At 64.9% G+C, this 22,525-nt stretch carries 24 protein-coding genes; 11 read left to right on the top strand and 13 right to left on the bottom strand.

Going from position 1 to position 22,525, the window contains the following annotated elements:
- Positions 1-47: 47 nt before the first annotated feature.
- The 6 genes from groL (at position 48) to LB516_RS14825 (ending at position 4,423) form a co-directional block, all read left to right on the top strand.
- Positions 48-1,679: a chaperonin GroEL gene (gene groL / locus LB516_RS14850; RefSeq protein WP_224719833.1), complete on the top strand. Its 1,632-nt coding sequence runs from the start codon at positions 48-50 to the stop codon at positions 1,677-1,679.
- Between the two features lie 61 nt (positions 1,680-1,740).
- Entirely contained in the window at positions 1,741-1,965 is a 225-nt protein-coding gene (locus LB516_RS14845) for a hypothetical protein (protein WP_015316964.1), read from the top strand.
- Between the two features lie 116 nt (positions 1,966-2,081).
- Positions 2,082-2,390 (top strand): DUF982 domain-containing protein, encoded by a 309-nt coding sequence (locus LB516_RS14840; protein ID WP_140663343.1) that lies wholly within the window; start codon positions 2,082-2,084, stop codon positions 2,388-2,390.
- A 105-nt stretch (positions 2,391-2,495) separates the two neighbouring features.
- A complete protein-coding gene (locus LB516_RS14835) occupies positions 2,496-3,098 on the top strand; it encodes a cupin domain-containing protein (protein WP_224719832.1) in 603 nt (200 codons plus the stop codon).
- 722 nt (positions 3,099-3,820) lie between these two features.
- Positions 3,821-4,045 (top strand): hypothetical protein, encoded by a 225-nt coding sequence (locus LB516_RS14830; protein ID WP_023782864.1) that lies wholly within the window; start codon positions 3,821-3,823, stop codon positions 4,043-4,045.
- Positions 4,046-4,114: 69 nt separating this feature from the next.
- Positions 4,115-4,423, top strand: a complete 309-nt coding sequence (locus LB516_RS14825; protein WP_015316968.1) for a DUF1236 domain-containing protein — start codon at positions 4,115-4,117, stop codon at positions 4,421-4,423.
- Between the two features lie 116 nt (positions 4,424-4,539).
- Here LB516_RS14825 and LB516_RS14820 read toward each other — a convergent pair whose 3' ends face one another.
- From LB516_RS14820 to LB516_RS14780, 9 genes are all read right to left on the bottom strand, one after another.
- Positions 4,540-5,514, bottom strand: a complete 975-nt coding sequence (locus LB516_RS14820) for a nucleoside hydrolase (protein ID WP_224583792.1) — start codon at positions 5,512-5,514, stop codon at positions 4,540-4,542.
- 58 nt (positions 5,515-5,572) lie between these two features.
- Positions 5,573-6,571, bottom strand: a complete 999-nt coding sequence (locus LB516_RS14815) for an ABC transporter permease (protein ID WP_224642224.1) — start codon at positions 6,569-6,571, stop codon at positions 5,573-5,575.
- 91 nt (positions 6,572-6,662) lie between these two features.
- A complete protein-coding gene (locus LB516_RS14810; protein WP_224719831.1) occupies positions 6,663-7,637 on the bottom strand; it encodes an ABC transporter permease in 975 nt (324 codons plus the stop codon).
- Complete coding sequence (locus LB516_RS14805) at positions 7,634-9,181, bottom strand: sugar ABC transporter ATP-binding protein (protein ID WP_015316971.1); 1,548 nt, start codon at positions 9,179-9,181, stop codon at positions 7,634-7,636. The genes LB516_RS14810 and LB516_RS14805 overlap by 4 nt, the downstream gene beginning before the upstream one ends.
- A gap of 208 nt (positions 9,182-9,389) precedes the next feature.
- Positions 9,390-10,424, bottom strand: a complete 1,035-nt coding sequence (locus tag LB516_RS14800; protein WP_015316972.1) for an ABC transporter substrate-binding protein — start codon at positions 10,422-10,424, stop codon at positions 9,390-9,392.
- 89 nt (positions 10,425-10,513) lie between these two features.
- Positions 10,514-11,428, bottom strand: a complete 915-nt coding sequence (locus LB516_RS14795) for a sugar phosphate isomerase/epimerase family protein (protein ID WP_224642222.1) — start codon at positions 11,426-11,428, stop codon at positions 10,514-10,516.
- Positions 11,429-11,463: 35 nt separating this feature from the next.
- Positions 11,464-12,999, bottom strand: coding sequence for a mannitol dehydrogenase family protein (locus LB516_RS14790; RefSeq protein WP_224719830.1), 1,536 nt, complete (start codon positions 12,997-12,999; stop codon positions 11,464-11,466).
- A complete protein-coding gene (locus LB516_RS14785; protein ID WP_224642218.1) occupies positions 12,996-13,778 on the bottom strand; it encodes an SDR family oxidoreductase in 783 nt (260 codons plus the stop codon). The genes LB516_RS14790 and LB516_RS14785 overlap by 4 nt, the downstream gene beginning before the upstream one ends.
- Before the next feature lie 78 nt (positions 13,779-13,856).
- Entirely contained in the window at positions 13,857-14,750 is an 894-nt protein-coding gene (locus LB516_RS14780; RefSeq protein WP_224719829.1) for a MurR/RpiR family transcriptional regulator, read from the bottom strand.
- A 201-nt stretch (positions 14,751-14,951) separates the two neighbouring features.
- On the opposite strand from LB516_RS14780, the gene LB516_RS14775 reads away from it, so the two are divergent.
- Entirely contained in the window at positions 14,952-16,139 is a 1,188-nt protein-coding gene (locus LB516_RS14775; protein ID WP_224719828.1) for a Gfo/Idh/MocA family protein, read from the top strand.
- A 45-nt stretch (positions 16,140-16,184) separates the two neighbouring features.
- Here LB516_RS14775 and LB516_RS14770 read toward each other — a convergent pair whose 3' ends face one another.
- Positions 16,185-16,649: an NUDIX domain-containing protein gene (locus tag LB516_RS14770; protein WP_015316978.1), complete on the bottom strand. Its 465-nt coding sequence runs from the start codon at positions 16,647-16,649 to the stop codon at positions 16,185-16,187.
- A 184-nt stretch (positions 16,650-16,833) separates the two neighbouring features.
- On the opposite strand from LB516_RS14770, the gene LB516_RS14765 reads away from it, so the two are divergent.
- Positions 16,834-17,367 (top strand): sterol desaturase family protein, encoded by a 534-nt coding sequence (locus LB516_RS14765; RefSeq protein WP_224719827.1) that lies wholly within the window; start codon positions 16,834-16,836, stop codon positions 17,365-17,367.
- 80 nt (positions 17,368-17,447) lie between these two features.
- On the opposite strand, the gene LB516_RS14760 is transcribed toward LB516_RS14765, so the two are convergent.
- The 3 genes from LB516_RS14760 to LB516_RS14750 all read right to left on the bottom strand — a co-directional run bounded on the left by LB516_RS14760 (position 17,448) and on the right by LB516_RS14750 (position 19,869).
- On the bottom strand, positions 17,448-17,777 hold the full coding sequence (locus LB516_RS14760) for a YkvA family protein (RefSeq protein WP_263492545.1): 330 nt from the start codon (positions 17,775-17,777) through the stop codon (positions 17,448-17,450).
- A 267-nt stretch (positions 17,778-18,044) separates the two neighbouring features.
- On the bottom strand, positions 18,045-19,292 hold the full coding sequence (gene dinB, locus LB516_RS14755) for a DNA polymerase IV (protein WP_140791310.1): 1,248 nt from the start codon (positions 19,290-19,292) through the stop codon (positions 18,045-18,047).
- Positions 19,293-19,452: 160 nt separating this feature from the next.
- On the bottom strand, positions 19,453-19,869 hold the full coding sequence (locus LB516_RS14750) for a winged helix-turn-helix transcriptional regulator (protein WP_015316982.1): 417 nt from the start codon (positions 19,867-19,869) through the stop codon (positions 19,453-19,455).
- Between the two features lie 110 nt (positions 19,870-19,979).
- Here LB516_RS14750 and LB516_RS14745 point away from each other — a divergent pair, with 110 nt between their 5' ends.
- From LB516_RS14745 to LB516_RS14735, 3 genes are all read left to right on the top strand, one after another.
- Positions 19,980-20,858, top strand: coding sequence for an NmrA family NAD(P)-binding protein (locus tag LB516_RS14745; RefSeq protein WP_224719825.1), 879 nt, complete (start codon positions 19,980-19,982; stop codon positions 20,856-20,858).
- 37 nt (positions 20,859-20,895) lie between these two features.
- Positions 20,896-21,483 (top strand): dihydrofolate reductase family protein, encoded by a 588-nt coding sequence (locus tag LB516_RS14740; protein ID WP_015316984.1) that lies wholly within the window; start codon positions 20,896-20,898, stop codon positions 21,481-21,483.
- Positions 21,484-21,606: 123 nt separating this feature from the next.
- Complete coding sequence (locus LB516_RS14735) at positions 21,607-22,488, top strand: SDR family oxidoreductase (protein ID WP_224719824.1); 882 nt, start codon at positions 21,607-21,609, stop codon at positions 22,486-22,488.
- The last annotated feature ends 37 nt before the right edge of the window (positions 22,489-22,525 follow it).

The following is a 22,525-nucleotide window of genomic DNA, read 5'->3' as shown; positions in this document are numbered from 1 at the left end:
AAATCCACCAGTCAACGAATGCTGCCTAGAGATAGAGGAGTGATCCAATGGCTGCCAAAGAGGTAAAATTCCATACCGAAGCGCGCGAGAAGATGCTGCGCGGCGTCGATATCCTGGCCAATGCGGTGAAGGTGACGCTCGGCCCCAAGGGGCGCAATGTCGTCATCGAAAAGTCGTTCGGTGCGCCGCGCATTACCAAGGATGGCGTCACTGTCGCCAAGGAAATCGAGCTTGAGGACAAGTTCGAGAACATGGGCGCGCAGATGGTGCGCGAAGTAGCCTCCAAGACCAATGACCTTGCCGGCGACGGCACCACCACCGCGACCGTGCTGGCCCAGGCCATCGTCAAGGAGGGCGCCAAGGCCGTTGCCTCGGGCATGAACCCGATGGACCTGAAGCGCGGCATCGACAAGGCGGTGGACGCCGTCGTCTCCGAGCTGAAGGCCAACGCCCGCAAGGTGACCCGCAACGACGAGATCGCGCAGGTCGGCACCATCTCCGCCAATGGCGACGCCGAGATCGGCCGCTTCCTCGCCGAAGCGATGGAGAAGGTCGGCAATGAAGGCGTCATTACGGTGGAGGAAGCCAAGACCGCCGAGACCGAGTTGGAAGTCGTCGAAGGCATGCAGTTCGACCGTGGCTATCTCTCGCCCTATTTCGTCACCAACCAGGACAAGATGCGCGTCGAACTTGACGAGCCCTACGTGCTGATCCACGAAAAGAAGCTCGCCAACCTGCAGGCGCTGCTTCCGGTGCTGGAAGCGGTGGTCCAGTCGGGCAAGCCGCTGCTGATCATCGCCGAGGATGTCGAGGGCGAGGCGCTGGCGACGCTGGTCGTCAACAAGCTGCGCGGCGGCCTCAAGGTCGCGGCCGTCAAGGCGCCGGGCTTCGGCGACCGCCGCAAGGCCATGCTGGAAGACATCGCGATCCTCACCGGCGGCACCGCGATCTCCGAGGATCTCGGCATCAAGCTCGAGAATGTGACGCTGGAGATGCTGGGCCGCGCCAAGAAGGTGGTGATCGAAAAGGAAAACACCACCATCGTCGACGGCGTCGGGCGCAAGGAAGAAATCCAGGGCCGCGTCGCGCAGATCAAGGCCCAGATCGAGGAGACCACCTCCGACTATGACCGCGAGAAGCTGCAGGAGCGGCTGGCCAAGCTTGCCGGCGGTGTCGCGGTGATCCGCGTCGGCGGCTCGACCGAGGTTGAGGTCAAGGAGCGCAAGGACCGCGTCGACGATGCCTTGCACGCGACCCGCGCGGCTGTCGAGGAAGGCGTGCTGCCCGGCGGCGGCGTCGCGCTGCTTCGGGCCGCCAAGGCGCTCGATGCTGTCCAGACGGACAATGCCGACCAGAAGACCGGTGTCGAGATCGTGCGCCGCGCCATCGAGACGCCGGTCCGCCAGATCGCGGAAAATGCCGGTTCTGAAGGCTCGATCATCGTCGGCAAGCTGCGCGAGAAGAGCGAATTCGGCTGGGGCTGGAACGCTCAGACCAACGAGTTCGGCGATCTCTATGGCCAGGGCGTGATCGACCCCGCCAAGGTGGTGCGCACCGCGCTGCAGGATGCCGCGTCGGTCGCCGGCCTGCTGGTGACCACCGAGGCAATGGTGGCCGAGAAGCCGAAGAAGGAAGCCGCCAGCCCGGCAATGCCGGCCGGCGCCGGCATGGACTTCTGAGGTCCGACCAGTCCGCCCGCTCCCTCGACAGGGAGCGGGCATCGGTTGAAGGGAGAGAGATATGGATGCGCTTGCTGACCTTGGGCCCGTGCCCGCGCCGACACATCAGGCAAAGGAGTTCCTGGCCTATGAAAGCGAATGCCGCGGTGCGTTGAAGCCGCTGCTGGCGGAACTGCTCGACAGGGCCGAAGCCGCCGGCTGGAAGCGGCGGACCGTTGCCGCGACGCTGATGTTCCTGGCCGCGCAACAGGTGTCGGAGGCGTCCGAGGCCTCGGCCGGCGGCTGAGCGCTGACATTCAGTCCCATAAACTTACGGGCAGTCCCATGAACCTTACGCGGCCGGCCGCGCCTTCCGGTGTTCGGCCCGCCGCGGGTCCGCACAATCGAGAGGAGGCACAAGCCATGAATCGCTGGCAGTTTGAAGAACCGGTGACCATTCTGGTCGGAATGGGCTTTCCGAGGAAGATCGAAAGCGTGATGGAAGCCTACGCGCTGTTGCAGGACTGGCCGGCCGCCAGCCGCAACGGCGCTCATGCTGTCGCCCTCAATGCCTGCAAGGCGGGCATCGCCGGTGAGATCGACCCGGAGACGGTGCGCGCGACGCTGGTCACCTTCGCACGCCGCAACGACATATTGCTGCCGGATATGGTTTCGCCGGCCGCTGCGATGGACAATGCGCTGCAGGCGGGGCGAGGCGGCAGGTCCGTCTGATCTTCAGCGATCCGCCTCGCGGCGGTGGCGGGCGCGAGCCCGCGGGGAACCAAGCGATGGCCATCGGGTTGAATCAGCGTTGGTTCCCCGAGGCGAGGCGACGTCATGAGCATCCTGCAAAGCATCAAGAAAGTGGCCGAACAGGTGACCGGTGCCGCAAGACCGGACAGCCGTCAGGCGGCCGACCTTGTCAGGCCGCGCAAAGCGAACGAGTTCAGGTTTGGCGATGATGGCCTGGTGCCCAACCATCCGTCCTGGCCGCTGGTCGTCTATCGCGGCGCAGTGAGATTGCCGGAAGACTTCGATCCCGCGGCCGTGTTAGAGGCGCTTTTCTCGGCCAATGGCTGGGGAGACAGCTGGCGCAACGGCATCTACGATTATGTTCACTACCATTCGCGCATCCACGAAGTGCTCGGCGTGGCGCGTGGCACGGCGAAGGTCCGGTTTGGCGGCAAGAAGGGCCGAACGCTGGCGCTGAAGGCCGGCGATGTCGCGGTTCTTCCGGCCGGCACGGGGCACCAGCGCATCTCCGCTTCGGACGACTTTCTCGTCGTTGGCGCCTATCCGCCGTCCGGCACCTATGACGAATGCACGACCACCGCCGATCACGCCAAGGCGGTGGTGACGATCCCCAAGGTCGGCCGTCCGCGCAAGGACCCCGTCTATGGAAGCAAGGGCCCGCTGCTGGCGGCGTGGAAGAAAGATTGAGTTCGCCGAAAGAGAGCAAAGCTTGCCGGCGCAAGCCCTGCCTCGACGGGCAGATCGAAGCATAGTTCATCACTCCGGTGGAACGCTCTCGGGCATTGGAGGTTGATAGCCGTCGAATGCTTTATCAACGGACTGGAAAACGGAGAGAGCCCGCCTTCGGTTGACGCCGGGGCGGGTTCTTTTTTGTCTGAGATTCTCGGGATTGATGGCGCGCGGGAACATGTCCGGCATGCGCCTGCCTCGGAGCGGACAGACGGCTGATACCGTCTACATTCCGTAGGTGAGGGCAACATAGATCGCCGGGATAAGCGTCAGGCAGATCGCCATTCCCACGACAACGGCGATGGCCAAGCGCTCGGTTCGCCTGACAAGATCGACCATGTTGGCGTCCTCACTCAGACAGACGGGCGGGCCCGACGGGATTTCCGGGGCCTGAACATCATTGTCATTTGCGGGGCGATTGTCGTCGTGGATGCTCGGTCTCTGGGCTGATGTCACTGCTTGCCTCGCTCTCAGAATATCCGGCGGTCGAGCTGGATTCCGCGATGATGGATGATTGGCTGCGTTGCTCCGGCGCGAAACCCAACGTATCGGCAAGAAATGGGTTGCCGCATACGACTTCAGTCTTGCCAATTCTTAGACCTAAGCCTTGCCCGGGAACGCAATGCAGCGGGAGCCGTTGGTGACCGGTGACAACTCAAAGAATAGGAGAGGAGAAAGTCATGGCTGACGGTCCAACTGTTGTTAATTCTGGAGGTGGTGGCGGCACTGCGGTCGCTATTGTTCTTGCGATAATCGCCATCGTTGTCCTGCTGATATTTACCGGTGTCATCAACATTGGTGGCGGCGGCGGGAAGGACATCAACGTGAAGGTTGAGGCGCCAAAGGTGGAAGCTCCGGCCACTTCAGCGCCCGCGAAGCCCGCGGCACCTGCCAATGGTGGCTGATTGGCTGCGGCAGAGGCCAGAATAATTCTGGCCTCTGAAAATGTTTCTTAGTTCACAAAAGGACTTGTCATGAAAAGATATCTTGTCGGCGCTGTCGCGGCCCTCGCGCTTATGGCTGGAATTGGTGCTTCCTTCGCGGGAGACGTCGTAATTCTCAAGCCCGAGCAGCAGACGGTCGTCCGCGAATACATCCACAAGCAAAAACTCGCGTCAGTCAGCCTGCTCGGCGTCGAACTCAACGTCGGCTCCGCTCTCCCTGACACAGTCGAGCTTCATACAATCGACGTCCCCGACGTCAGATACAAATACACTGTTGTCGGCGATCATGCGGTTCTGGTTGACCCCGATACACGCAGGGTCGTGCAGATCATCGAGTGATGCCGGTAGTTCGTCCCTGGCCAACGGGGGCGGCCCGCCGTGCCGCAAAAATGGCGCGGCGGGCTTTCTATACGGAGCCACTTAATCCCTGTGAACATCGCCGAAACCTTCACCCGTCAGGCCTTGGCGTGGGTTAACCGCTCCAGCGCATCGACGATCAGGCCGCAGAATTTCGGATGGTCGAGTTTCATCGCCACGGTATGGCGGAAGTCGACCTGCTCGCTCGCCGTGCCGCCAAAATGGTGCATCCCGCCCATCTTCTCGAAATTGCAGACCGTCATGCCCTTGGTCCACCGCCCGGCGATTTCGACGCGGATATCGGCCTTCTCGGTGGTGAAGACGGTCGGGTCGATCATGGCCGCGACGCAGCACGCGTCGTGGACGGCTGGATACTCGATCTGCAGGAGGCCGCCATGCGTGGTCGCTATGAACTCCCAGATATCGAGGATGAACTTGGCGATCGGGCCGCCGACGGCGCGCACCCTGTTTTGCAGGTCCGGAGTGGCCAGCGCCTGGTGCGTGAGGTCGAGGCCGACCATGGTGACATCCCAATCGGCGCGGAACACGACGTCGGCGGCCTCCGGGTCGCCATAGACATTGAACTCCGCCGCTGGCGTGATGTTGCCGCGCGTGTAGGCTCCGCCCATCGCGACGACGCCCTTCACCCGATCGATGATGCGTGGGTCCTTGCGGATGGCGAGCGCGATGTTGGTGTAGGGACCGACCGGCACCATCGTGATGGTTTTCGGCTCGTGTGCCATGACCGTGTCGATGATGAAGTCGACGGCATGCCGCTTGTCGAGTTCGAACGAGGCGGGCGGCAGGACGGGGCCGTCGAGCCCGGTATCGCCATGGATTTCGACGGCCAGCACCTGCTCGCCGATGAGCGGGCCGGGTGAGCCCTTCGCCACCGGCACCTTGATGCCGTAGGCCGTGCATACGGCCAGAGCATTGCGCGTGGTGTTCTCGACATTGTGGTTTCCCGAAACCGTCGTGATGCCGAGAAGGTCGATATTCGGGTTTCCCGCCGCAAGCAGGATGGCGATGGCGTCGTCGTGCCCGGGATCGCAGTCCAGGATGATCTTTTCCATGACTTCGTCTCCCTTGTCGGCGGGGCGGCTGCCCCGTGCCAATAGTCCCGGCCCGCGCCTACTTGTCCTCGACAATGCGCAGATAGGCCGCGGTCACGAACAGGACGATCAACCCGAACAGTATCCGCCTCGCACCCTCCGGCATCTGCAAAATCGTCAGCAGCGTCGTCAGCACCGTGAGGATCAGCGCGCCGATGATGGTGCCGGTGTAGCCGCCGCGGCCGCCGAAGATGGAGGTGCCGCCGATGACGGCGGCGGCGACCGAGGGCAGCACCAGCGGTTCGGCGAGCGACAGCGACGGCGCCTTGATCAGGCCGATATAGAGCAGGCCGGTGACGCCGGCGAGCACGCTGGAGGTGACGTAGAGCGCCGTGATGACCTGCCAGTATTGCACGCCCGACAAGCGCGTCGCGCGCTCATTGTCGCCGACGGCGTAGAGCAGGCGGCCGAAGCCGGTGCGGGCAAGCGTGAAGACGATGAGGGCCGCCAGCGGCACGAACAGCAGCAGGGCGTTGGGGAAGGCAAAGCCGAGTACCGGGGTGACACCGGTACCCAGCCAGGCGAGAAAGTCGGGGATCTTGGCGCCGGACGCGATCACCGTGCGCTGGTAGACCTGCAGGCAGCCGGTGCCGATCAGGCTGGTGCCCAGCGTCATGATCAGCGGGTGGACGCGGAAGACACCGACGCCGATGCCATTGACGAGGCCGATCAGCACCGCCGGCATCATCGCCAGGAGGAAGGCCACAGCCGGGTCCTGGCTGACGATCTGCGTTGCCATGATGAAGGCGCTCATCGTCGCCACCGTGCCGACCGAAAGGTCGATGCCGCCGGTCAGCATTGTCATGGTCTGGCAGCCGGCGAGGATCGCCAGCGGAATGGCGAATTTGATGGTGTTGGCGATCCAGCGCTCGTTGACGATGCCGGGGCGCAGGATCTGCAGGATCACCACCAGGATGACGAGCAGGATGATCAGCGGGATGAGGGGCCGGTCGGCCATGAAGCGTTTTATGCGGCGGCCGAAGGGGACCGGCGCGGGCGTGATCGCGGTGGTGCTCATGGGTTGGCTCCTGCTCGCGAGGAGGTGGGCTTGGTGGTGGCGTTCTGGAAGGATGGTGCTCTACGGCGCCGTACAGCGCTGCGGGTGAATTTCATGATTGCCGCCCTCGCATCGTGATGAAGGCGCCGAACATCACCACGGCGACCATGATCAAGCCTTCGATGATGGCGGTGACGTTGGGGTCGATGGCGAGCAAGGTGAGATCCGTGCGCACCAGCCGCAGCACGAAGACGGCGACGATGGGGCCGAGCAGGCCGCCCTTGCCGCCGCCGAGCGCCACGCCGCCCAGCACGACCGCGGCGACGCTGGCCAGGAGATAGGGGCCGGGGATCGGCGCGCCGATGCCTGTGCTCATGGTCAGCGCCAACCCGCCCATGGCCGCGAACAGGCCTGACAGCGCGTAGGCGATGACCCTGGTGCGGGCGACAGGCACGCCGCTGCGGAACGCCGCCAGTTCGCTGGAGCCGATGGCGTAGATGGAAAGGCCGAGGCGCGACCGTCGAAGCGGTATCCAGACGATGCAGAGGCAGACGATCAGCACCAGCAGCGCCTTGGGCAGCCACGCGTCGACGGCGTCGGGCAGGCCCGGTATCGGCACGGTGCCCGAGATCAGCGCCTTCAGCCATTCGGCCGCCGCGCCGCCCGGGGCGCCGAGCACCAGAAGGGCCGCGCCTTGCAGCACGAACAGCATGGCGAGCGTGACGACGATGTCCGGCACGCGGGTAACGACGATGAGCAGGCCGTTGAGCGCGCCGAGCACGAACCCCATGGCGAGCACGAAAGGCACCACGAACAGCGCGTATTCCTCGCTCGCGCCCGCCATCATCGAGGCGGCGGTGACGCTGGTCAACGCCATCATCGCTGCGACCGAGAGATCGATGCCGCCGGCGATGACGACGACCGTTTGCGCGGCGACGGCAAAGGCGTAAGGCAGCACGGCGCGAGCGAGCGAGCCGAAATCGCCGCTGCCATAGCCGGGCTGGATGATCTTGGTGGCGATGAACAGGATGACGAGGAGGGCGAACAGGCCTGTTACCCAGCCCTGCCGGCGCAGGAAATGGCTCATGGCGTTGCCTCCGGCGCATCGGAGGCATTCGCCGTGGGTGCGGCCAAAATACCGATATCCGCTTTGACGCCGCGCGGCAGGCCGTAGGCGGCGCGCATCAGCGTCGGCTCGTCGGCCTCCTCGACGGGGAAAATATCGACCAGGCGGCCGCCGAAGATGACGATGACGCGGTCGCAGACGCGCTGCACTTCTTCCAGTTCGGAGGTGTAGAACAGAACCGACTTGCCGTTGCCGGCGAGCTCGCGCAGCAGACGATAGATCTCCTGCTTGGTGCCGACATCGATGCCGCGCGTCGGGTCGAAACACAGGATGGTGCGCGCGTCGGCCGCGATCCAGCGGGCGATGGTGACCTTTTGCTGGTTGCCGCCGGACAGGCGCTGCACCTCGCCTTGAGCGCGGGTGTCGATCTGCAGGCGCTGGATGGCGCTCGCCACGGTGGCGCGCTCCTTGCGCATACGAATAGGCCCCCAGTTGCGCAAGGCGGCACTGAAGGGGAGCGCAATGTTCTCGCGCACCGAGCGCTGCATGGCGAGCGCCTCGGAACGGTCGCCCGGCACATAGGCGATCCCCGATCGGATGGCGTCGATCGGGTGGGCGAATTTCACCGGGCTGCCGTCGACCTCGATCGTGCCGCCCGATGGTTTGATCGAGCCGGCAAGGGCGGCGAACAGTTCGTCCTGGCCCTGGCCTTCCAGCGCCACGACGCCGGCCACCTCGCCATCGCGGAGATCGAAGGAGACATCGCTGAGCTTGGTCCCGACGCGCAGGTTTCGCACGGCGATGCGCGGGCGAGCAGGGGGGCGGGCCTCTTCGCTGGCGCCGCGGGCGGCGACATGGGTCTTGACAATGCGAGTGCCGAGCATCAGCTCGACGATCTTTTCCTCGACGCCCGGCACGATGTCGACGACGCCGACGGTCGCGCCGTCGCGCAGCACCGTGGCGCGGTCGCAAAGGGCCGAGATTTCGACGAAGCGGTGGGAGATGAAGATCACGGCGCGGCCGGCGTCGCCCTGCCGGCGCACCACTTCCAGCACCTTTTCGGCAAGGTTGGCGGGGAGTGCGGCCGTCATCTCGTCGAGCAGCAGCACGTCGGGCTCGACGGCCAGCGCGCGGGCCAGGTCGAGCACGCGCAGGATGGCGAGCGGGATGTCGCGCGCGGTGTCGCGCAGGTCGAGGTCAGGTATGCCGAGTTCGCGTACCCAGGCGCGGAACGGCTCGACCGGCGTGCCGGTCAGCCGCAGATTGGACAGCACATCGAGATCGGGGATCAGCGACGGCTCCTGGTAGACAGGCAGCAGCCCGGCCCGGCGCGCGGCGGCCGGCGAGCGTATGTCGCGCGCCTCGCCACGGATCAGGATGCGTCCGGCATTGGCTGATATCGCGCCGGTCAGGATCTTCACCAGCGTCGACTTGCCGGCGCCATTGGCACCCATCAGCGCATGCACCTCGCCCGGCAGCACGGAGAGCGACGCATCGCGGAGAGCCGCGACCGCGCCGTAGTTCTTGGCGACGCCTGACGCGTCGAGGAGGGGACTGGTGGTCAAATGATTTGGGTCTCGATTTATATGCCTAATAACCGCGAATGTCAGCGCCGCCCCTCACCTGCCTGCCGGCATCCTCTCCCCATATAGAGACGGGGAGAGGGGGCTTGCCTCCGGCGTTGCGGCCAGCGTCTCTCGCCCCGTTTTACCGGGAGAGATGTCCGGCAGGACAGTGAGGGGCGGCGCCGACCATGGTCAGCAAAGCCGCTGCTTACTCGCCCGGGCCCTTGCAGGCCACGATCTGGTCCTTGGTATACGTCGTCCAGTCGGGGATCATGATCGAGACCGGCCATTCGGGGCTCAGCGACGGGTCGGCGGCGGCTTTCAGCTTGGCCTTGCCTTCCTCGGTGGCATTCTCCCACAGCTGCGGGTCGACCAGCACGGTCTGCTGGGCCGGCTTCTTGCCGTCGAGGATCTGCAGCGCCAGCGTCACGCCGGCACCACCGATCGAGCCGGGGTTGGTGACGGCGGCACCCACGAGGCCCTTGACCGAGCTCAGCTGGCCGACGAAGCCGGCATTGTCGGCGCCGACCACGGGCACCAGCGGCGCCTGCGATTCGACCAGCGCGTCGACGATGACGTTATCGATGCCCGACGTCCACACGCCGTTGAACGGCGTGCCGGTGGCCAGGAAAGACAGCATCTGCTGCTTGGCCTGGTCCTGCTGCCAGCCGGTGAAGACCTCCTGCGCCACCTTCACGTCGGGGAATTCGGCCAGTGCCTTCTTGAAGCCTTTGTCGCGATCGCTATCGGCCGAAGCGCCCGCCGCGCCGCGCATGTAAAACACCTCGCCCTTGCCGCCCATCTGCTGGAACAGCCATTTGGCGCCGAGATACGCATACTGCTCCTGGTTGTTGGAAATGATGTAGGCCGACGGCTCGGTGACCGCCTGGTCGACGGCGACGACGACGATGCCGGCCTTGGTGGCTTCTTCCAGGCCGGCCTTGATGCCGGCCGGGTCGGCGGGGTTGACGACGATGGCGTCGACCTTGGCGCTGATCAGGTTGCGGATGTCTTCCAGCTGGCCGGCGGCATCGGTGTTGCGGTGGGCGATGTTGAGCTTGGTCACTTCGCCGGAGGCGAGCGCCTGCGCCTTCATGGCGCAAACCATTTCCTCGCGCCAGCCATTGCCCTGCACGGTGTTGGAAATGCCGATCGTGTATTTGCCGGCAGCGGACGACACGCCCACCGAGGCCAGCAGCGCCGCGCTGGCAAGCAGCGGGACCATGGTCAGATAGTTCTTCATTTCAGTCTTCCTCCACATTGTTTTTCAGTTCAGTTTTAACCTGTTGGGCCGCGCCACTCACAATCAGAGTCAAGTGGCTCGCTTTGCCGTTACTTGACGAAGGGACGCAGCACGTCGCGGGCGAGCAGAAAACCCCGCTTCACCTGCTCGTCGCTGCCTTCAAATCGCCTGTCCTCGTGTTCGATGATGACCGATCCGTCATAACCGGCGCGGTAGAGGCCCGAGAAGAAGCCGCTCCAGTCGACATCGCCCAGCCCCGGCATGCGCGGCACCTGCCAGCCTATCCCCGCCGACAGAATTCCGCGCTCGTACAAACCATCACGATCAATCATCAGGTCCTTGGCGTGGACATGCAGCATATAGGGGCCGAATTCCCGGATGAAACGGGCCTGGTCGATCATCTGCCAGACCAGATGCGAGGGGTCGAAATTCATGCCGACATCGCCGCCCCAGGCTTCGAGAATGCGACGCCAGACCTGCGGCGAATAGGCGATGTTGTGCCCGCCCGGCCATTCATCATGGCTGAAGATCATTGGGCAGTTTTCGAAGGCGAGTTTTACCCCGTGGCCGCGCGCATGGGCAACGATTTCCGGCCAGACTTTCAGCGCGTCCTGCCAGTTGACGTCGACTGTCTTGGAGGCATCGCCGCCGCAGAAGGTGTTGACCAGGGGAACGCCCATGTTGGCGGCCAGGACGATGACCTTCTTCAGGTGGCCGATGACCGCCTCGCGATGGGCGGCATCCGGGTGCAGCGGGTTGGGGTAATAACCGAGACCGGAGACCGTGAGGTTCTTTTCCGCCAGCGATGCAACGATTTCTTTCGCCCGCGAGACCGAAGTGCCATCAGCATCGATATGGCTGGTGCCGGCATAGCGGCGGGTCGCGCCGGAGGTTTTCGGCCAGCAGGCGATTTCCAGTGCCTCGAAGCCGACAGAGCTTGCCCAGCCGGCGACCTCGCCAAGCGGCGTGTCCGCGAACGGTGCGGTGAGCAGTCCAAGTTTCATCATGCCTCCCCTGACCGCGAACCCGCGATCGATGCCTATAATGCCGATTGTTTGGATCGCTTCAACCTCGCGACCTCATCTTGTTCGAGACTGTGACGGACTGCCGCCATCGGATCGCCCGAAAGCAGTTCGCCAAGCGCTGACGTGACGGCCCGCCGGAACGTCTCGTCCGCGGCAAGGCCCGGGTCGAATATCGTGTCGATGGCCAGGATGGCGGAAGCCAGCGCCCGCGCATCGTGGCCGGTTTCGTCCGCAATCGCGGCGACCTTGCCGGCATAGGGATCCGACACCGGCCAGCGCTTGCCGAAGCGCGCCGAGGCCAGGATCAGATAAGCCATCCAGCCGGCGACCGGCACCGACAGCAGGCCGATGCTGGCCGCCCCCAGGTTCAGGCGGTCGCGGATCGGGTTGAGCAGGCGCTGCACGATTTTTTGCGAGCCGTCGGTGGCGATCTGGTGGTTGCGATGGCGGATCGCGGTGTTCTTCAACCGGCCAAGGCTCTGCTCGACATAAGCGGATGGATTCATGCCAGCCACCGGCATCAGTGTCGGCAGGGTTTGCTCGACCAGCATGCGCCTGACAAAGACCGAAAGCAGCGGGTCGGCGATGGCATCCGACGTGTGCTCGAGGCCGGCCAGTACGCCGAGCGTGGCGAGTGTCGTCTGGGCGCCGTTGAGCACCCGCATCTTGAGATGCTCGAACGGGGTGACGTCGTCGACAAAGGTCGCGCCGGCCAGGTCCCAGCGCGGCATGCGGCCGGCGAACTTTTTCTCGATCACCCATTGCCGGAAGGGTTCGCCGACGGCGACGGCGGCGTCGCGATAGCCGAACCGTCGCTTGACGCTGTCGAGATCGTCCTGTGTCACCGCCGGAGCGATGCGGTCGACCATGGCCGAGGGAAAGGCGGCATTGGCCGCGATCCAGTCGGCCAGGCCATTGCCGCGCCGTTCGGCAAAGCTCCGCACGACATTTTCCAGGATGACGCCGTTGGTCGGAATGTTGTCGCAGGAGAGCAGCGTCAGCTTCGGGCCATGCGTGGCCCTGCGTTGCTCCAGCGCCCGCGTGAGGATACCGGGCACGCTGCGGGGAGCTTCCGGGTTGGCGAGGTCGTGGACGATGTCGGGATGATCGAGGTCGAGCGCGCCAGTCGAGGGGACATGGCAATAGCCTTTTTCGGTCACCGTCATCGTCACCAGTTCGATATCGGCGGAGACGAGCACCTCGAGCGCCGGTGCGGCGCTGTCCTGGCTGTCGACCACCTTCACGATGCTGCCGATGACGCGTGCCTCGACATCATCGTTCTCGCGGATCAGCCTTGTGTAGAGGCCGTCTTGCCGGCCAAGTGTCTCGGCCAGGGCGGGCGGGCGAATGTTGATGCCGACGATGCCCCAGCGGTCGAACCGTCGCGAAAGCAGGTCGTCGGTGTATTCGGCCTGGTGACAGCGATGGAAGGCGCCGACGCCCAGATGCGCCATGCCTGGTGAGAGCACCGCGCGGTCGTATGACGGCTTTTGCACGGCTGCGGGGAGCCGCTCCAGCAGTCTGGGCCCGAGCCTTTCGATGGCGTTCACCGGTTCGCCCCGATCACCGACTGTTCCTGGTCGATCACCGCGCCGGTCATCGGCCCGGCCGCGTCGGAAAGCAGGAACACGGCGAGATTGGCGATATCGTCCGGCTTGAGCAGCCGACCGAAGGGCTGCGCGGCATTGGCGGCGTCGAGCCATCCCGGGCCATTGCCCAGCGTCCGCGCCTGCATGATGCGTTCGGCCGGCGTGTCGGTCCAGCCGACATTGATGCCGTTGACGCGGATGCGGTCGAAGCGGTGGGCGTTGGCGGCGTTCTTGGTCAGCGTCGCCAGCGCGCCCTTGGTGGCGGAATAGACGGCGAGTTCCGGCGAGCCGCAATGGGCGTTGATCGACAGGATGTTGACGATGGCGCCGCCCTGGCCACGCTTCTTCATGTCGGCGATCGCGGCCTGCATCAGGAAGAAGGGCGCACGGGCGTTGACGGCAAACAGCGCCGACCAGTCGTCCGGTGTCGCGTCGAGGAAGGAGGCGCGGTCGGTCAGGCCGGCGGCGTTGACCAGGCCATCGATGCGGCCGAAGCGGTCGATGCAGGCCTGCGCCAAAAGCGCGGGAGTTTCCGTGTCTCCAAGGTCGGCGGCGACGAAGAGCGTCGGCGTACCCAGGGCCGACAGTTCCGCGGCCACGGCCTCGCCGCGCTTGCTGTCGCGCCCGGTGATCAGCAGGCCGGCAGCGCCGGAGCGCGCCAGCGTCTCGGCGATGGCACGGCCGATGCCTTGCGTCGACCCGGTGACCAGCGCCACCTTGCCTTCGAGCCTGATCTCCATTCCTCCACCCGGAACAAAGTTTCTATTTCTTGAAATATGGAATGCTAATTCCCGATAGTCAATTGTACCAGCGGCGTCTCATGTGCCGCGGCGCGCCGCGACGCCTTGGACCAGCGCCATGCCCACCGCCAGCGACGCCGCCAGCGAGCGGAAGCCGGCGAAGTCGGATTCCACCACTTCCAGCCAGCTGTCCGACAGGCGGATCAGCGGCGAAAAGGTGCTGTCGGTCATGGTGACGATGCGCGCCTTGCGCTCATGCGCCACGGCCACCAGGTCCGGCGTGATCGAATTGTAGGGGCTGAAGGACACCGCCAGCACGGCGTCGCGTGCGCCAATGCAGCCGACCTGATCGAGCGCGGTCGAGCCGACATTGTCGACCAGCACATTGCGCACGCCTTGCTGCGAAAGCGTCAGCGAAAGATAGGTGGTGACGGGGAAGGCGCGCTTGGAGCCGATGACGTAGATCAGGTCCGCCTTGGCCAGCGTCGCCACCATCTTCTCGAAGCTTTCGATATCGAAGCCGCTTTCGATGCGGCCGAGCGAAGCCTGCGAGGCGCCGACCATGCCGCGCAGGAAATGCGTGGCGGCACTGGGCTCGGCCTCGGCGCGCTGCTCGCCGCGGCCTTCCGGCCACGATCCCTTGACGTGGTCCTTGAACAGGCCCTGGAAATCGGAAAAGCCGGAATAGCCGAAGATCTGGGCGAAGCGCACCAGCGTCGAGGGCTGCACGCCGGCCTGTGCCGCCACTTGGGCAATGGTGCCGAGCGCCACCTCGCTCGGGTGCTGCCACAGGAAGATCGCCACCTGGCGCAGGCGCTTGGGAAAATGCACGGTGCCGGAAGACAGCACCGCGCGCAGCTCCTCATAGGTTCGCGGCTGTATATAGCCAAGTGCCGCCAGCGAACGGCCGCGTTTGCGCGTCGCTGCCTCGTCGGCACTGGATCGTCCGGATGGTTTTCTCGCCCCGCTCATGAATTCAGGCTAGCGCGATACGATCGTTTTACAATATGGAAATTGGAAATGGTGTTCGATGGGGATAGGGCGAGGGCTCGGCGATTTCGTCATCCCAAGGTGAAGCAGCCGCGCAGATCCTGGGGTCTGCGGCGCGTCGCTTCGCTCCTTGCTACGCCCTGGGATGACGACCCCGCTAGTGATCAGCCCCGAGGAGAAAACATGGTCTATGCAACATCGGATGGATCGACGCGCCAGCGTCTGCGCGTCGGCATGGTCGGCGGCGGCCGCAATGCCTTCATCGGCGCCGTGCATCGGCTGGCCATGCGCCTCGACGACCAGATCGCGCTGGTTGCTGGCGCGCTGTCGTCCGACCCGGACAATGCCGCCGCCTCGGCCGCCGAGATCGGCATCGCGCCGGAGCGCAGCTATGCCGATTACCGCGCCATGGCCAAAGCGGAGGCCGCGCGGCCGGATGGCATAGAGGCGGTCGTCATCGTCACGCCCAACCATCTGCACGCGCCGATCGCCACCGCCTTCCTAGAGGGCGGCATCGACGTGATCTGCGACAAGCCGCTGTCGACGACGCTGACGGACGCCGAGGCACTGGTTGCACTCGCGAAGGCGAAAAACCGCCGCTTCGTCGTCACGCTCAACAACACCGGCTACGCGATGGTGCGCCAGGCGCGCGAGATGGTGATGGCGGGCGAGCTTGGCCGGGTCGTGTCTGTGCATGGCGCCTACATCCAGGACTGGCTGACCAAGCCGATCGATGCCGACGGCCAGAAGCAGGCGGAATGGCGCACCGATCCGGCGAGGGCGGGGCAGTCGGCGGTGCTGGCCGATATCGGCGTGCATGCCTTCAACCTGGCAGGCTTCATTTCGGGCCGCGAGGCCGAGACGGTGTCGGCCGACCTGTTCACCGCGGTGCCCGGACGCCGGCTCGACGACAATGCCCATGTGCTGGTGCGCTGGACCGATGGCGCACGCGGCACGATCCTGGCCAGCCAGACGTCGCCCGGCCACTACAACGACCTCTCCGTGCGCATTTATGGCGACAGGGCCGGGCTCGAATGGTCGGGCGGCCGGCCGGAGGAACTGCGCTTTTCCAGATATGGCGAGGAAACCCGCACGCTGGTGCGCGGCGGCCATGGCTCGACGGAGGAATCCCGCCGCGTGTCGCGCATGCCGGCGGCGCATCCCGAAGGCTATATCGAGGCCTTCGCCAATTTCTACCGCGACGCCGCCGACATCATCCGAGCCCACCGCTCGGGCGGCGCGGTGGATCCCGCCCGCGCGGCGCGGGTGCCAGACGTGATCGACGGCGCGCGCGGCGTGAAGTTCGTCGCCGCCGCGGTGGAGTCGAACGCGGCTGGCGGGGCTTGGACCGCGGCCAGGTTTGCGGGATGAACAGCCGACCTCCGAGGGGAGATCGGCGGCTTTTGCCGTCGGCAACTATTCGATACCCAACTGTTCTGCCAAATCCGACAGCATAGGGCGCTGACCCTGCAGAATCTTCACCCCGGCCTCGGCCAAGGTGAACCAGCCGGCCCTGTCGACCTCCGGGAATTCCTTCATCGATCCCGACCGCGGCGGCCATTCCATGGTGAAGGTGTTGCTCTTGATGGCGGTCACATCGATGTCGGCCTCGACGGACCAAGCCATGACGATCTTGCCGCCCGGTTGCCGATAGTCGCCAAGGCGAGCGAAGGGGCCTTCGACCTTCATGCCGAGCTCTTCCTCGGTCTCGCGTCGTGCCGCCGCCAATTCGTCCTCGTCCTCGTCGATGAGGCCCTTCGGGATCGACCAGGCGCCATCGTCCTTCTTTGCCCAGAACGGGCCGCCGGGATGAACCAGCAGCACCCCGATACCGTCATCGCTCCGGCGATAGATCAGCAGACCCGCGCTGCGTTTTGCCATGTTTGCATGTCCGTTTGCGGCACCGGTGCGAAGCCGGCCGATTCTGAGCGATCATGGCTGCCGATCTTGCACCTGAAAATTGCGACGCTATGTCAGATGCATCCGCATTGCACCTCATACGCGAGTCCGGCAAACTGATAGCATCGTTTCTGGGGCGGCGTCGAAAATCAGGTGAGGCGTCCGAATGCAGCTGGGTCTGATCGGCTACTACAGCGACTTCGTGGTCTATCCCCTGGTGATCGCCATACTGGGGGTGGCCGGACTGATCGAGGCCGGAGAAGAAAGCGCGCCGGACTGGGTCGGCACGATGCTGATCTGCCTTGGCCTGTGGACGCTGATCGAATATGTGCTGCACCGTTTCGTGCTGCACCACGTCCCCTGGATCCGGGACCTGCACGACCGTCACCATGTCGAGGAGCGCAGTCCGGTGGGCACGCCGACCTGGCTCAGCCTGGGCGTGCATGGCCTGGTGGCGTTCCTGCCCGTCTGGATGGTCTCCGACTTCGCGACCGCCAGCGCGGTGAGTTGCGGGTTGATGCTGGGCTATCTCTGGTACATCAGCGTCCACCACATGATCCACCACTGGCATCCGGCCCATCCGAGCTATCTCTACACGCTCAAGCGCCGCCACGCGGTGCACCACCATATCGACGACAACGCCAATTTCGGCGTGACGTCGATATTCTGGGACCGGATTTTCGGCACCGCTAGGCTTTGACGTGGGGAACCTTTCGACCAGGCGACCAACTTCATTCGTGGTCTGCCGGGCGACGGGAAACGCCCAGCCTGAAATCCATATCAGGCCGAGCGATCTGGCCAGAATAACCAGATGAGCGCGGCGGCCATCAGAACCCAAATTCCGACGATGAATGCGAGGCCGCCGCGGCTGGTCGGCCTCGATCGGCGAATGGCCTCCGCGCGAAACTCCGCCATCAGATCGGCGGGGATCAACTTCACCGCAAGCAGGATGCCAAGCGGTACGATGATCAGATCGTCCAAATATCCGAGTACGGGAATGAAATCGGGTATCAGATCGATAGGACTGAGGGCGTAGCCGGCGACCATGCCGGCGGCAAGCTTGGCGTACCAGGGAACGCGAGGATCGCGGGCGGCCAGCCATAGGGCCATCACATCGCGCTTGATGGCTCTCGCCCATTGCTTTGCCTTGTCGAGGACAGTCACCCGGCAACTCTCTTTAGAAGGCCCCGAACATCGGCGTCTCCGCTCCTTCCCTCGATCATTGCAGCGATGTCGACGATCTGCAAACTGACCCCGCCGCGCAACGGGCGTGCCGTGAAGAAGACCTATTGAAAGCCGGCGCTGGTGACGACCACCGCGCCGCCTGGTTCGGGACATCGATCCGCAAAGCGTGAGCGACGGGAAGGGCTCCTCCGCTCACAATTCCTTCTCCGCCAGTTCCCTGAATGCGTCGGGCACCGAGCGGGCCGCCTCCAGCGCCACCGTACCGTAGCCGACCGCCTGTTTGCCGAAACGCTGGCGGATCTTGTCGATGGCGCGGTCGGCGCCGAAGCGCGCGAGACCTTTTTGGCTGCCCGGGCGGCGCTTCTCGTCGGCGAGGCCGAGCGGCAGGTCGAGCTGCAGTTCGGTGCTCTCCTCCAGGTGCGAGACCGAGATCGCCAGCAGCGAGATCGTTTTCTCCCGGGGATGCTCGGCGAGCACGCCGCGCACCAAATCCCCTGCGATCTCGGCCAGCATGGCGGTCGCCGAGATCGGCTGTTCCAGCGTGATCGAGCGCGTGACGGCGCTGAGATCGGCAAAGCGCACGCGCACGGTCACCGTGCGGCCGGGGCGGTTCTTGGCGCGCAGCCGGCTGGCGACGCGATCGGCCAGATGCAGCAGTGTGGGCACGATCACTCGCGCCACGGCCGGCTTTTGCCCGAGCGCCGATTGCGCGCCGGCCGAGTGCGCCCGGCGCTTCGTCTCCAGCTTGCGCGGATCGCGGTTCCACGACAGCGCCGCGAGCTTTTCGCCGGCCGCGGGGCCTAGCAGCCGGGTCAGGGCGCCGCTGTGGGTCCGGGCCAGCTCGCCGATGGTCTCGACGCCGATCTCGGCCAAGCGCGCCCTGGTTGCCGGGCCGACGCCCCACATCAGCGAGACCGGCAAATCGTGCAGAAAGGCAAGCTCGGTGCCGGGCTCGACCACCACCAGCCCGTCTGGCTTGGCGACTTGCGAGGCGATCTTGGCCAGATGCTTGGTGCGAGCCACGCCGATCGAGATCGGCAGGCCGAGTTCGGCCCGCACACGGCCGCGGATCGCCGTCGCGATTTCCCGCGGGGAGCCGAACAGATGCGTGCAGCCGGCGACATCAGCGAAGGCCTCGTCGATGGAGATGCGTTCGACCACCGGCGTGAAATCGTCGAGCACCTTGATCGCCGCGTCGCCCAGCCGCTGGTAGTGGCTGAAATTGCCGCCGACGAAGATCAATTGCGGGCAAAGCTCGCGCGCTTTGCGTCCAGGCATGCCGCCGCGCACGCCAAAGGCGCGCGCTTCGTAAGAGGCGGCGAGCACCACGCCGCCGCCAACCGCGATCGGCTTGCCGCGCAGCGACGGGTCGAGCAGTTGCTCGACCGAGGCATAGAAGGCGTCGAGATCGGCATGCAGGATGGTGGCCGTCGTTTCCATCCTGTTCCGCTCATCCGCGATTGCTGATAGACAGGAACCTATAGTGAACAAACAGAGATCGTTGTCAATTGGGTCTTTGCTGCATCGGTGTCCTTTGGGCGTAACCGAGGCGCGTAAAGTGCCTCCTTTTCCCACAAGGCGGAGGAGGCAGCGCCACTTCCTAGACAACATGCTCCGCCCGCAGTGCCGCCTTCATCCGTTCCAGCGCCGGCTCGCCGCCGGCCGCCAGTTCGTCGGCGATACGGGCGAGTTTGTCGTCGGATTTGCGGTGCTTGCTGCCCCAGGCGCCGAGCGTGGCCAGCACAGGCAGGAGATCGATGCCGGCTTCGGTCAGCCGGTAGATCGCCTTCAGCCCGTGGCTAGGGTCGTCGCTGCGGGTGAGGATGCCTTCGTCCTGCAGCGTCTGCAGCCGCTCGGCCAATGTGCGCGAGGAGATGCCTTCATCGGATTGGAGGAACTCGCGAAAATGCTTTTTGCCGGCGAAGACCAGGTCGCGGATGATGAGCAACGTCCAGCGATCGCCGAGCAATTCCAGCGACAGGCTGATCGGGCAGCCGGATCTTTCACGCGTCGACATCTCTACGGTTCCATTTTTAAATCACTTTACTATTGACATCGTTCTTTCCATCAGTCAAATGCTTCCAAAAGTAAATCGTTGGGCCGCAACTTGGCCAGCAGGAGGACGTCATGAGTCAGGCCGTCGGGAAAATCAGCTCACCAAGAACCGTCGTGGTCATCGGGGCCACCAACGAGGTTGGCAAGGCGGTCGCCCAGGTCCTGACCAGGCAGGGGCATATTGTGCGCGGCGTGGCGCGCAGCCTGGGTGTCGCGCTTGACGATAGCGACGCGCTCGCCTCCGCCTTTTCCGGTGCCGACAGCGCCTATGTAATGATTCCGTTCGACGTCACGGCGCCAGATCTTCATGGCTTCGAGGATGAAGTCGGCGCGCGGCTGGCGGCGGCGATCGCGAAGTCAGGCGTGCGCCGCGTCGTGCTGCTCAGCGGCCTCAACGCCCATCTCAGGATGGGAACTTCGCTCGGCGCCGCCTTGATGGAGGACCGGCTGGCGGCGCTCGGCCTCGACGAACTGGTGTTTTTGCGCGCCTCGTTCTTCATGGAGAACTTCGCCAAGGGCATGGGCTTTGTCCAGCAGGCCGCTTCCGGCATCTTCATGACGCCGTTCCGTGGCGATCTGCCGATGCCTTTGATTGCTGCCAGCGATCTCGGCCAGCGCGCCGCCGCCCTGCTGGACGCTACGCGTTTTCCAAGCGAGCGGATTATCGAATTGCATGGCGGCGGCTATTATACCTTCGAGCAGGCCACCACGATCCTGGGCAGCGCGATGGGGAGGCAGGTCACTTACAAGGCGGCTCCATTCACTGAGGCGCGCGCCGGGATGATCGCCAACGGCTTGTCACCGAGCTTTGCCGATGCGCTCGGCGAAACGGCGGCGAGTTTCAACAAGGGTGAACGCTGGGCACTTGAGGCACCGTCAATCCGCAACGCCACGCCGACCACTTTCGAGAGCTGGGCACAAGTCTTTGCCCGTTCGCAAAGCGCGGCGTGATCCTTCCTGCCTGGAATCCGGAAACGAGGAGAACCCCATGAAAAAGCTCATCCTTCAGATGCAGATGTCGGTCGACGGCTTTGTCGGTGCCAATGAGAACCACCCCTGGCAACTTTGGGGATGGGGCGACGACATCGGCTGGGACGAGGAACTGAAGCGTGATTTCAACGCGGTGTTTGCCGGCATCGACACCATCCTGCTCAGCCGCAAGATGGCTGAGGAAGGTTACCTCACCCATTGGGGCAACGCGGCGCGGAAATATCCGGCCGATCCGTTCTATGCCTTCGCCCAGCGTATCGTCGAAGCGCGCAAGGTGGTGCCGAGCGACAGGCTCGAGACCTCGCGATGGGAGCGCACGACGGTGGTGAGCGGCGACCTGCCGCGCGAGGTCAACGCATTGAAGGCGGGTGAGGGCGGCGACATGGCCGTCTTCGGCGGGGCGGGCTTTGCGTCGGCGCTGATCGCGGCCGGGGTGGTCGACGAGTTCCAGCTGTTCGTCAATCCGGCCGTGCTGGGCGCCGGCCGCCGCATCTTCGACCAAGGCGGGTTCCGAAACCTGCTTCTGCTCGGCTCGAAGGCTTATGCCTGCGGCATGGTGGTCAGCCGCTACGCGCCGGCAGGCTGATCGCCGGTGTGCAGGCCGCACGCTGGTAAAAAGACGTTTGGCCGGAATCCTTTGCCCGCTTCTCTTCGTCTTCAAGGTGGGTCGCCGGAAGGGCGGTCGCATCAACGCTGAATGGAGAGACAGATGATCCTGGTGACAGGCGCCACCGGCCTGAACGGCAAAACAATCGTGCGCGAGTTCGCGCGGCAGAAGCATCAAGTGAGGGCGCTGGTTCGCGATCTTAACCGGGCATCCGCGGCTGGGCTCGGCGGACTTGCCGGCGTCGAGCTGGTCGACGGCGACATGCGCCGGGCGGAGACGCTTGGCGCGGCTCTCGATGGTGTCGATCGCGTGCTGATGATTTCGACCGCCGCGCAAGACATGGTCGAGACGCAGTGCCGTTTTATCGACGCCTGCAAGCAGGCCGGCGTCGCGCATGTGGTGAAGTTTTCCGGTGCCGAATCCAACATCGGCTATGACGCGACGAAGTTCCGCTTCACGCGCATGCATGAGGAGGTCGAGCGTTATCTCGAAGGAGCCGGCATGGCGTGGACGCATCTGCGCCCCAGCCAGTTCATGCAGGCCTATCTGCGCGACGCGCCGACCATCGCCGCCGAGGGCGCCTTCTATCTGGCGCTTGGCGGCACCGAACTGTCGCCGGTCGATGTCGAGGATATCGCCAAGGTCGCCGTCCGTCTGCTGCGCGGTGGCGGCCATGAAGGCGAGAGCCTCGACATGACCGGACCCGAGGCGCTGACGATGAGCGACATCGCGGCGCGGATTTCGCAGGCGATCGGCAAGCCGGTCCGCTACGTCGACATCAGCCCGCAGGACCGCCGGCGCAACCTGCTGGCCGCCGGCGTCCCCGCCGACTTCGCCGATGCGCTGGACGAGCAGTTGACCGAGCGCCTGCGGCGGCCGAAATCGCGGGTGCATCTTGCCACCCACGATATGTTCGGCGTGCGCGCGACGCCGTTCGTCGAATTCGCCCAACGCCACGCGGCAATGTTGCGGGGCGGGGCGTAGGCCGCCGAAAAAACGCGGGCCGGCACGTATCCTTTTT

Origin of the sequence: Mesorhizobium sp. CO1-1-7 (assembly GCF_020164885.1) — a bacterium.
Lineage (GTDB): Bacteria > Pseudomonadota > Alphaproteobacteria > Rhizobiales > Rhizobiaceae > Mesorhizobium > Mesorhizobium australicum.
The sequence above is the reverse complement of the archived record's forward strand: the minus strand, read 5'-3'. Positions and strand labels throughout refer to the sequence as shown.

What these genes read in the sequence shown, in the direction of transcription:
- LB516_RS14745 (WP_224719825.1), top strand. Translation starts at nt 19,980, where the DNA reads ATGAGTCAGGCCGTCGGGAAAATCAGCTCACCAAGAACCGTCGTGGTC.
- LB516_RS14845 (WP_015316964.1), top strand. Translation starts at nt 1,741, where the DNA reads ATGGATGCGCTTGCTGACCTTGGGCCCGTGCCCGCGCCGACACATCAG.
- LB516_RS14825 (WP_015316968.1), top strand. Translation starts at nt 4,115, where the DNA reads ATGAAAAGATATCTTGTCGGCGCTGTCGCGGCCCTCGCGCTTATGGCT.
- LB516_RS14775 (WP_224719828.1), top strand. Translation starts at nt 14,952, where the DNA reads ATGGTCTATGCAACATCGGATGGATCGACGCGCCAGCGTCTGCGCGTC.
- LB516_RS14810 (WP_224719831.1), bottom strand. Translation starts at nt 7,637, where the DNA reads ATGAGCCATTTCCTGCGCCGGCAGGGCTGGGTAACAGGCCTGTTCGCC.
- LB516_RS14800 (WP_015316972.1), bottom strand. Translation starts at nt 10,424, where the DNA reads ATGAAGAACTATCTGACCATGGTCCCGCTGCTTGCCAGCGCGGCGCTG.
- LB516_RS14820 (WP_224583792.1), bottom strand. Translation starts at nt 5,514, where the DNA reads ATGGAAAAGATCATCCTGGACTGCGATCCCGGGCACGACGACGCCATC.
- LB516_RS14815 (WP_224642224.1), bottom strand. Translation starts at nt 6,571, where the DNA reads ATGAGCACCACCGCGATCACGCCCGCGCCGGTCCCCTTCGGCCGCCGC.
- groL (WP_224719833.1), top strand. Translation starts at nt 48, where the DNA reads ATGGCTGCCAAAGAGGTAAAATTCCATACCGAAGCGCGCGAGAAGATG.
- LB516_RS14840 (WP_140663343.1), top strand. Translation starts at nt 2,082, where the DNA reads ATGAATCGCTGGCAGTTTGAAGAACCGGTGACCATTCTGGTCGGAATG.
- LB516_RS14750 (WP_015316982.1), bottom strand. Translation starts at nt 19,869, where the DNA reads ATGTCGACGCGTGAAAGATCCGGCTGCCCGATCAGCCTGTCGCTGGAA.
- LB516_RS14795 (WP_224642222.1), bottom strand. Translation starts at nt 11,428, where the DNA reads ATGAAACTTGGACTGCTCACCGCACCGTTCGCGGACACGCCGCTTGGC.
- LB516_RS14780 (WP_224719829.1), bottom strand. Translation starts at nt 14,750, where the DNA reads ATGAGCGGGGCGAGAAAACCATCCGGACGATCCAGTGCCGACGAGGCA.
- LB516_RS14835 (WP_224719832.1), top strand. Translation starts at nt 2,496, where the DNA reads ATGAGCATCCTGCAAAGCATCAAGAAAGTGGCCGAACAGGTGACCGGT.
- LB516_RS14760 (WP_263492545.1), bottom strand. Translation starts at nt 17,777, where the DNA reads ATGGCCCTATGGCTGGCCGCCCGCGATCCTCGCGTTCCCTGGTACGCC.
- dinB (WP_140791310.1), bottom strand. Translation starts at nt 19,292, where the DNA reads ATGGAAACGACGGCCACCATCCTGCATGCCGATCTCGACGCCTTCTAT.
- LB516_RS14740 (WP_015316984.1), top strand. Translation starts at nt 20,896, where the DNA reads ATGAAAAAGCTCATCCTTCAGATGCAGATGTCGGTCGACGGCTTTGTC.
- LB516_RS14770 (WP_015316978.1), bottom strand. Translation starts at nt 16,649, where the DNA reads ATGGCAAAACGCAGCGCGGGTCTGCTGATCTATCGCCGGAGCGATGAC.
- LB516_RS14765 (WP_224719827.1), top strand. Translation starts at nt 16,834, where the DNA reads ATGCAGCTGGGTCTGATCGGCTACTACAGCGACTTCGTGGTCTATCCC.
- LB516_RS14830 (WP_023782864.1), top strand. Translation starts at nt 3,821, where the DNA reads ATGGCTGACGGTCCAACTGTTGTTAATTCTGGAGGTGGTGGCGGCACT.
- LB516_RS14735 (WP_224719824.1), top strand. Translation starts at nt 21,607, where the DNA reads ATGATCCTGGTGACAGGCGCCACCGGCCTGAACGGCAAAACAATCGTG.
- LB516_RS14785 (WP_224642218.1), bottom strand. Translation starts at nt 13,778, where the DNA reads ATGGAGATCAGGCTCGAAGGCAAGGTGGCGCTGGTCACCGGGTCGACG.